General features: G+C 30.9%; 9 protein-coding genes and 1 tRNA gene. 5 read left to right on the top strand and 5 right to left on the bottom strand.

The genetic code is table 11. From position 1 onward, the window contains the following. The 3 genes from ABWO04_RS08085 to ABWO04_RS08095 form a co-directional block, all read left to right on the top strand. Positions 1-281 (top strand): GatB/YqeY domain-containing protein (locus ABWO04_RS08085; protein WP_353078971.1); only part of this gene is annotated, 281 nt, incomplete at its 5' end. Between the two features lie 159 nt (positions 282-440). Then, positions 441-1,325 carry a hypothetical protein gene (locus tag ABWO04_RS08090; protein ID WP_353078973.1) on the top strand — a complete coding sequence of 295 codons (885 nt, stop codon included), beginning with the start codon at positions 441-443 and terminating at the stop codon, positions 1,323-1,325. Between the two features lie 163 nt (positions 1,326-1,488). After that, positions 1,489-1,562, top strand: a tRNA-Arg gene (locus tag ABWO04_RS08095). Positions 1,563-1,634: 72 nt separating this feature from the next. On the opposite strand, the gene ABWO04_RS08100 is transcribed toward ABWO04_RS08095, so the two are convergent. Together ABWO04_RS08100 and ABWO04_RS08105 are read right to left on the bottom strand one after the other, a co-directional pair. Beyond that, the gene (locus ABWO04_RS08100; protein WP_353078975.1) at positions 1,635-2,051 is read right to left on the bottom strand and encodes a hypothetical protein; all 417 of its coding nucleotides are present in this window, start codon (positions 2,049-2,051) and stop codon (positions 1,635-1,637) included. Between the two features lie 27 nt (positions 2,052-2,078). Beyond that, the gene (locus tag ABWO04_RS08105; protein WP_353078977.1) at positions 2,079-2,462 is read right to left on the bottom strand and encodes a hypothetical protein; all 384 of its coding nucleotides are present in this window, start codon (positions 2,460-2,462) and stop codon (positions 2,079-2,081) included. Between the two features lie 449 nt (positions 2,463-2,911). Between ABWO04_RS08105 and ABWO04_RS08110 the strand changes: the two genes are divergently transcribed. After that, positions 2,912-4,150 (top strand): T9SS type A sorting domain-containing protein, encoded by a 1,239-nt coding sequence (locus ABWO04_RS08110; RefSeq protein ID WP_353078979.1) that lies wholly within the window; start codon positions 2,912-2,914, stop codon positions 4,148-4,150. Between the two features lie 198 nt (positions 4,151-4,348). Beyond that, positions 4,349-5,242, top strand: coding sequence for an AlbA family DNA-binding domain-containing protein (locus ABWO04_RS08115; protein WP_353078981.1), 894 nt, complete (start codon positions 4,349-4,351; stop codon positions 5,240-5,242). A gap of 122 nt (positions 5,243-5,364) precedes the next feature. Here the strand turns inward: ABWO04_RS08115 and ABWO04_RS08120 are convergent, their stop codons facing one another. The 3 genes from ABWO04_RS08120 to galK are packed head-to-tail and all read right to left on the bottom strand — an operon-like array spanning position 5,365 to position 9,251. Further along, a complete protein-coding gene (locus tag ABWO04_RS08120; protein WP_353078983.1) occupies positions 5,365-7,035 on the bottom strand; it encodes a sodium/sugar symporter in 1,671 nt (556 codons plus the stop codon). A 4-nt stretch (positions 7,036-7,039) separates the two neighbouring features. Then, entirely contained in the window at positions 7,040-8,092 is a 1,053-nt protein-coding gene (locus tag ABWO04_RS08125) for a UDP-glucose--hexose-1-phosphate uridylyltransferase (protein ID WP_353078987.1), read from the bottom strand. Further along, complete coding sequence (gene galK, locus ABWO04_RS08130; protein WP_353078985.1) at positions 8,082-9,251, bottom strand: galactokinase; 1,170 nt, start codon at positions 9,249-9,251, stop codon at positions 8,082-8,084. Before galK ends, ABWO04_RS08125 begins: the two co-directional genes overlap by 11 nt. Between the last annotated feature and the right edge of the window lie 49 nt (positions 9,252-9,300).

Raw genomic sequence — 9,300 nt, forward strand, 5'->3', positions numbered from 1 at the left:
AATTAGTAAAAATGCGTAAAGACAGTGCGTCTATCTTTACAGAACAAAACCGTGCCGATTTAGCCGAACCAGAATTGGCGCAAATTGCAGTAATCGAAAAGTTCTTACCAGCCCAATTATCAGAAGCAGAAGTAGAAGCTATTGTTGCTAAAATAATTGCAGAAACTGGTGCATCTGGAATCGCAGCAATGGGAAAAGTTATGGGCTTAGCCGCAACACAAATTGGCGGACAAGCAGAAGGAAAAACCATTTCTACGATTGTTAAGAAATTATTGGTTTAGATAGATTAGATTTTTAGATATCTTAGACATCTTAGACAAGTTAGACAGGTTAGAAAAGTTAGATATCTTAGATAGTTTAGATTTTATCTAACTATTTAACAATCTAATAAATTTTCTAGCGATTTTTGATATAATAAGATAAAATAAAAATAAAAGAAAATGAAATTAGTAATATTATTTTTTTGTTGTATAACAATGAATTCAGTGTTCTCTCAAAATAAAAAGGAGCAAATTATTGAATTAAATAAGTCTTTAGACAGTCTGAAATCAATAATATCTAAAGATAGTATTTTGATTTCGAATAAAGATTCTGAAATAAAACAGCTTTTGAAAAATATAACTAATAATCAATTAGAAATTTCGAATTTGAAAAATGAATTTGAAAGGCTTAATGAAAAGTATAAACTTAACGAACAAACCATATTAGATTTAAAAAATAAAATTGAGCTTTCAGAAAAAAAGAATAGACTATCTAATTGCGTTGTGTTTAAATCAAATAAAAAAATAAAAGGTTTTGACTTAGATATTATTTATTATCCAAAAGAATCCTGTGAGTTTTATGAACAATTATGCGGTTATGCAGTATTTAATTTTTCAAAAGATGGTAAAATTTTCCCTTTTAAATTTGAGGAATTTTCTTTACCATTATACACCGCCAAAAACATTAAGTTTTCAGAAGACAGTACAAAAGTTTTGGACTGTCCCTATCAAGAAATAATAGTTGAATTAGATAGTTTACCCATTTCTTTTAAAGATTTTAACTTTGATAATAAAGATGAATTAATTATAACAAAAATTCATGGAGGTCAGCGTTCTATGGATTTATATTTTCCATTTCAAATTACCGACAATTCTATCGAAGATGTATCCAATTGGGTAAGAGATGAGTTTTTTGATGAAGAGACAGAATTTAATACTTTGAAAAAACAAATTCAATTTAATGCAAGTAATGGAGTTAATCAAAGTTATTCTAACCTTTATCAAGCAATATTTGAAAATGGAAACTTTGTATATTTCAAATTTATTAAGAAAATTCCTTATTAACTTTAGTCGATTTAAAAATGTTAAAATCAACACTAATATTTTGAAAATATTTCTATGAAAAAATAGTTTATATATTAACCATAGATGGTAATATTTATGTAATAAATAATAGTTTAATTCTTTTATTTATTACGTTTACAACTTAAATTGAAAAAAAGCAAATGGCTTCGTAGTTCAACTGGATAGAATGACGGATTTCGGCTCCGTTGGTTGCAGGTTCGAACCCTGCCGAGGTCACAAAAAACGCAACTACTTTTATTATGTAGTTGCGTTTTTTATTATGCTTATTGTATTGTTACACTTCTTAAATTAATTGTTTGTTTCTACATAATTTATGAATGCATTGTTATCTGAAAGATAAGGCGGACCAGTTTCTTTTTTTTCTAAAATTATTAATTCAAAAGTAGTGTTTTCAGGAAAAATTAATGGAAATTGAATCACATAAGTATTTACAGCATCATACACTTTTGTTCCATATTTTTCAAGGGCTAAATTAGTTAATTCTACTCCATTTATACTTTTTATATGAACTCGTATACCATCAGTATTTTTTAGTTTATAATATGAAAGAACTTGATTTACATACCAAGTCTTACCAGCAGGCACAATAAATTTTGCAGTTTTATTTGTAAACTCAACTAATTGAGCTTTGCCAGAAGGTAAAGATGTTTGTGCATTTGTATAAAAGCAAACAAATAATAATAATCCTAATACTATTTTTTTCATAATTTATTATATTTTTTAATTTAAAATTTATTTACATTCTTTATATGAATATCTTGTTATTCCGTCTAAACAGGTTATTATAGTTGCGGGACTATAAGGCGTCTTATCCATAATCATAATATAAATTTTTTCATTATTCTTATGTGTAAATTGAAAAAATGGTGCGTTGTCAAGAGTCTTATCAAAATTAATTAATTTTTGGTTGAATACAATTTTTTTACCCACGTATAAGGTAAAATTAGTTGGTCCAATAACTAATTTGCCACTAATTGCACTCTCTTCTTTAGAAACATTAAAAAAATTAGCAATTGTATCAAGTTTTCTTTCTTCAATAGTACAAAGTTTAAATGTTTTTTGTCCGTAGGAAAACACACTTATTCCAATCAAAGTAATTAAAAATATTTTTTTCATCTTTTATAATTTTAGTTTCACAAATAAACGCTTTATGTTTTTATATGTTAGCCCAAGATTAGCCCATATAATTTATTTAAACGTAGTATTTACAAAACACTCAATTTTTTAGTAACCTTAACTTTTCACTTTTCACTTTTTCCTTTTTCCTTTTTCCTTTTCCCTTCACCCTTCACCCTTCACCATCTTGTAGAAATCATTCTACAAAGAAAAGTGATTTTTTATATTTAACTTTGGAATGAGCAAAAAAACTAAAATTACTTTGTTAAACATACGGTTTTCGTGCAATATGAAAATAATGCTTAATGTTTTTAAAATTCAACTAGTTAATTATTGAGTAGATACACCAAAATGGGTATGGCTTTGTTCAACTAAACTTAAAAAACTGAGCATATATAGAAGTTGGCAGAAAGCTAAAGAAAACGTAACTAATTAAAATACATATAAATATGAAAAGAATTTTATCTATATTAATGCTTGGAAGTAGTTCATTGTTATTTGCTCAACTTCAAGTAAACACATTGAATTTAACTACTAATGATTTAGTTTATGATTCGGTAACAAACAAAATTTATGTAAGTATTCCTAGTGCAAATGGTTCAAATGGGAATAGTATAGGTATAATAAACCCAAATAATTATACACTAGAAAATACTGTGTTTATTGGCAGTGAACCTACTGTACTAGCAATTTCTGATAATGGTCAATATATATACTCTGGTTTTAGTGGCTCATCAACTGTTAGAAGATTTGATGTTACAACTCAAACTGCAGGTCTTCAATTTAGTTTAGGAAGTGATTCCTCAACTGGTTCTTATTATGTTGAAGACATAGAAGTTATGCCTAGTCAGCCAACAACTATTGCTATTTCTAGAAAAAACAATGGCTTTTCTCCTAGACATGAAGGAGTCGTAATATACGACAATAATGTTATGAGACCGACAACAACTCCTGACCATACAGGAAGTAACAGAATAGAATTTACTAGCCAAAATTCATTAATCGGATACAATAATGAAACAACTGAATTTGGAATTAGAAGATTATCAGTAAATAGTAGCGGAGTTAGTAATGTTAGTGTAACTCAAAATGTATTATCAAACTTTTATCTAGATTTTATTTATAAAGATAATTATATGTATTCATTTGATGGTAAAGTTGTTGATGTAACAACAGCACCATTTGTTATTGGTCAATTTTCAAATGCTACTGGTCCAGTTGTATATGATAGTTACTATAATCGTGTATGTTTTGCTAGTTATGATTTTTCTGGAAACATTACATTTAAAAGATTTAATCCAAATACTTTTTTGTTGTATGATAGTTTACCAATTTCACAAGCATTTGGTTCAGTAAAAAACATAATCTCTTGTGGAAATGGTTGTTATGCTTTTAACACAACTGACAACAAAGTAATTATTATAAAGGATTCAACTTTGGGCTTATCAGAATCAGAAGAAAAAAACAACATATCAATATATCCAAATCCAGCTACTGATTATTTATTTATAAAAAGTGATTTAGATATAAAAGATATACAAATTTCTGATTTAAACGGTAGAATAATAAATAATTTACAATTTCAAGACAATAAAATGGATCTATCTAACTTAAATACAGGAGTTTATTTTGCGAAAATTAGTGATGAAAATGGAAAAATATTAACTAAGAAAATTATAAAAAAATAGCCATCTGCCAACAGCATATTTATGAAATGGCGGGTTTAGTGCTAAAAGTAAACTTTGTGCATCAAAGAAAGTTAAGTGCTAAACTGAAAAATCCGTTTTCAAAAACCACCACATAATAAATTTGCGAAACGTAGGCAATTTTGCACTGCTTTACTTTGGTGTTTGGAGTAAAAAAATAATTTTATAAAAAATAGAATAATGTGGGATTTAAATAAAGTAAATTCATATATAGAGAACGAAATTGAAGAAAATAGTTCTTTAGAATATAAAGGTGGTAAATCACTTGACTTATCAATCGATAAAAATAAATCAGAATTATGTAAAGACATTTCAGCATTTGCAAATTCAAATGGTGGGATTATTATTTATGGAATTTCAGAATTTAATTTAAAAGAAAAAGCCCATTTGCCAGAAAAATTAAGCCCTGTAGATGGTAGAATTGTTACAAAAGAAAGGATAGAACAAATATTACAAACAAACATAAAACCTAAAATTAAAGACATAAAGATAAACCCTATTAGAATTAATGAAGCAAATTTAGAAACCATATATATTATTGAAATCCCTAGGAGTTTTACTGCACATCAATCTTTAGACAAAAAATATTATAGAAGATATAACTTTGAAAGTGTTCCTATGGAAGATTATGAAATAAGAGATACAATGAATAGAAATGTATCAGCAAAATTAAATCAACCTATAAAAAAGGAATCTATAATATTTAATAAATTAAAACGTGAAATAAATTTACCAATCGAAATATTAAACTCAAGTGAAGCAATTGCTAGAGAAATTTTTTCATTTATAACACTTAAATTAAAAAATGCTTCACTAACAAAAAATGCAGAAAATTTTATACGTTTACCACAAGCAGAAGAAAATGAAATAAGGTTTCAAGCTACAAATGATAATATTAAAATCTATCCTAACACTCAATTAAAATGCGGCGAATTTTCGTTTGAGATTATCAATCAACCTGCCCAAATATGTCTAAAGCATATAATTATGGGTAATAATATAGAAAAAACATTTTTTCATATTCATTTGGATATAAACAAGGATGAGATAGAATTTACAGATTTAACATATTAAACTGCCCACCGCTCAAGCGTGTAATGAAATTGAACGAAGTTAATCCTTTCGCGTAGCAGTTAAACATAAAAAAACCTTTGCCAATTATCAGCAAAGGTTTTTGTTTGTATAAGAAGTAGCTGTTACCAGAAAACCGTGTATAGTGCTACTAAAATTCCTGTAATAATAAGTGCGCCAACAGTAAAACCAGGCGACATTTTAAACATCGATTTTTCTATTTCTAATCCGTTGGTTACTACGCCGTTTTTGGTTTCGTACCTACTTATAAAAAACATTACAATAAGGCAAATTAGAAACACAAAGCCCATACGGTCTACAAATGGTATTTCGTAAATGCCTTCTGCATTCGGTACCGAAAATCCTACACCATTTAAGAAAGAAAGGTCTACAACACCAGGCATAAATTTAAACAAGATAGAAAGTATAAATCCACCAATAATAGCAAATAAGGCCGCGTTAGAAGTTGTTTTTTTCCAAAAGAAACCCAATATAAACATCGCAAACACACCAGGGCTCACAAATCCGGTATATTCTTGGATGTATTGAAAACCGCCTTTTTTATCTATGCCTAAAAATGGCGCTACCAAAACGGCTACAAATAATGCAATGGCAATGGTTATTTTTCCTATCGAAATCAGTTTTTTGTCGGTAGCTTCTGTATTAATTTTGTTTTTATACACATCTAACGTAAAAATGGTAGCTATACTATTTGCTTTTCCTGCTAACGATGCCACAATAGCTGCTGTTAATGCTGCAAAAGACAATCCTTTTAAGCCCACTGGCAATAAGTTAAGTAAAACAGGGTAGGCACGGTCTGGGTTCACACTGCCATCGTGTAACATTTCTGTTTGAAAGCCCCCATTTTGGTATAATACATACGCGGCAATTCCGGGTAAAACCACAATAATAGGCATTAGTATTTTCAAAAAAGCAGCAAATAAAATACCCGAACGAGCAGTTTGTAAATCGGCACCTAAAGCGCGTTGCGTAATGTATTGGTTGCAACCCCAGTAATTTAAATTGATAATTAACATCCCACCAATTAATACTGAAAGTCCCGGTAAATCCATATAATTTGGATTCGATTTCTCAAAAATCATATGAAAATGATCATTGGCTTTTTCCGTCATTAACTGAAACCCGTTAAGTACACCTGTAGTACCAAACGATTCAGCAACCAAGTTTAAGGCCAAATAAGTAGTAACCAAGCCACCTAAAATTAAAAAGAACACCTGAATAACATCTGTATATCCAATTACTTTCATTCCGCCAAGCGTAATCATTAACGCAAAAAAGGCCAAACCTACCATACAAAAAGTAAGGTTTAAACCAGAAATACTACTAATGGCTAACGCGCCCAAATATAAAATAGAGGTTAAATTAACCAATACATAGAGTAACAACCAAAACACCGCCATAATCATAGCTACATTGCTGTTGTATCTTTTTTCCAGATATTGCGGCATTGTGAATATTTTGTTTTTTAGGTATACCGGCATAAAAAATACGGCTACAATAATTAAGGTTGCCGCTGCCATCCATTCGTATGTGGCAATGGCCAATCCCATTTTAAAACCGCTCCCACTCATACCAATAAATTGTTCGGCACTAATGTTACTGGCAATTAACGAGGCACCAATAGCCCACCACGTTAACGAACCTTCGGCTAAAAAATAATCGTTACTACTGGCTTCGGCTTTCTTTTTTTTGCGATATACCCAAAGTCCGTATCCTACAATGATGATAAAATAAATAAAGAAAACTAAGTAATCTAAATTGGCTAATGTTTGCATAGTTTTAATTTTTGTGAGTTAATTTATAATGTGTATTTGGTAAATTACGTAACATTTCGGCGCTTTTTTCAGGAGAAATATCGCGTTGTGCTTCGCCTAACATTTCGTAGCCTACCATAAACTTTTTCACCGACGCGCTGCGCAATAACGGCGGATAAAAATGCATATGTAAATGCCATTCGGGATGCGAAATTCGGTCTGTTGGCGCTTGGTGTATGCCTGCCGAATACGGAAAAGACGTTTCAAATAAATTGTCGTATTTTACCGTAATGCCTTGTATAGCTTCGGCTAATGCTTCAGATTCTTTAGTAGTTAATCCTAACAAACTTCCAAAATGGCGTTTGCTAACAAGCAAAGTTTCGAAAGGCCAAGTAGCCCAAAACGGCACCAAAACCACAAAATGTTCGTTTTCAAGGACAATGCGTTCTTGTGCTACTAATTCTTGTTTTATATAATCTTCCAGTAAACTGGTATTGTTTTTTTCGAAATAGGCTTGCAAACTTTTTTGTGTTTTTTCAACTTGAGTAGGTAGCGACGATTGTGCCCAAATCTGTCCGTGCGGATGGGGATTGCTACAACCCATTACACTGCCTTTGTTTTCAAATATTTGCACGTAATTAATAAAGTCTTTACTGCCCAAAGTAGCATATTCTTCTTTCCAAGTGTGTATTACGTTTTCAATTTCCTTTACATCCATTTCGGCTAACGTAATGTTGTGTTTGGGTGAAAAACAAATGACTCTGTTGATTCCTTTTTCTGGTTTTATTTGAAATAAAGGATTCAATTTCGATTCAAAAGTAATGTCATCTTCCAATAGGGCAGGAAAATCATTGTCAAAAACATAACACGCGTCATATTGCGGATTTTGTTCGCCATTAGATCGAGTATTTCCAGCACACAAATAACAATTTTCGTCGTGCGCTACACTGTTTTCAATAGATGGCGTTTCGTTTTGCCCTTGCCAAGGTCGTTTTGCCCGATGTGGTGAGACCAAAATCCATTCGTTTAATAACGGATTGAATCTTCTGTGCGGATGTTCGTTAATGTTAAATTCCATACGTGCTAGTGCCTTTGGCAATTTTTATTTTATATGCTTTTAAATCGATGTTGTATTTTATTTTATAGGCTTTTGTAAGCTTTTGAATTACGCTGTTCGCCTTTTCTTTTTTTACTACGTTTATGGTACAACCACCAAAACCACCACCCATCATTCGTGCGCCAACCACCTCAGCTTCACCGAGTACTTCGGCAACTAAAAAGTCCATTTCGGGGCAACTTACTTCGTACAATTCCGATAAGCCATAATGGGTTTTTGTCATTAATTCGCCCAATTGATTTATGTTTCCTTTTGATAATGCAGCGATGGCTAAGGGTACACGTTCTATTTCTTGTACCACAAATAAACACCTGTTGAATATAATTTCGCCTAACGTATTTTTCAATGCCACCACCATTGCTTCGGTACAATTTCTAAACGAAGTTACTTCAGGATAATTCGCTTTTATGATGGCTAATCCTTGTTCTACTTCATTTCGTCTGTCGTTATACCCCGAAGTTAAATGCGTATGTTTCACACAACTATCAAACAAAACCAATTGGTATTCGTTAAAATTAGCGGGATGATATTCGTACGCTAACGAGGTGCAATCTAATTTTATGACCTTATTTTTTTTACCAAATACAGATGCAAATTGATCCATAATGCCGCAATTGACACCCGCAAAAGTATGTTCTGCTTTTTGTCCTATTTTCGCCATTTCCTCTTTAGACAACTGAAGTTGAAACAGGTTATTCATTGCGTAAGCCACACCACATTCTAAAGCTGCAGAAGAAGATAAGCCAGCACCCATAGGAATGGTACTGCTAAAAACAAGGGTAAAGCCCTTTAGTTTTATACCTCTTTCTTTTAACTGATGCAGTACTCCTAAAATATAATTTGCCCACATTTTATCAATGGGTTGTAAAGGGTCATTTATGTCAAATGTATATACATCATTCAAATCTTTAGCTACAAGTACACATTCTGAATTTTTATTTTCAGAAATGGCAAAACAAATGTATTTGTTAATGGCAGCCGGAAGTACATAACCGTCGTTATAGTCTACGTGTTCGCCAATGATATTAATTCTTCCTGGTGAAAGAAAGATATGTTTCGCAGGTTTTTGAAATAATTTTTCAAAATGGTCTTTGGTATTTTGAATGAGTTTTTTCTTCATTTTATGCTGAATTTGTTTCAGTATTTTATTTTTTTAATTGTAAAAGCAC

This window comes from Flavobacterium sp. (assembly GCF_040382755.1).
Classification (GTDB): Bacteria; Bacteroidota; Bacteroidia; order Flavobacteriales; family Flavobacteriaceae; genus Flavobacterium.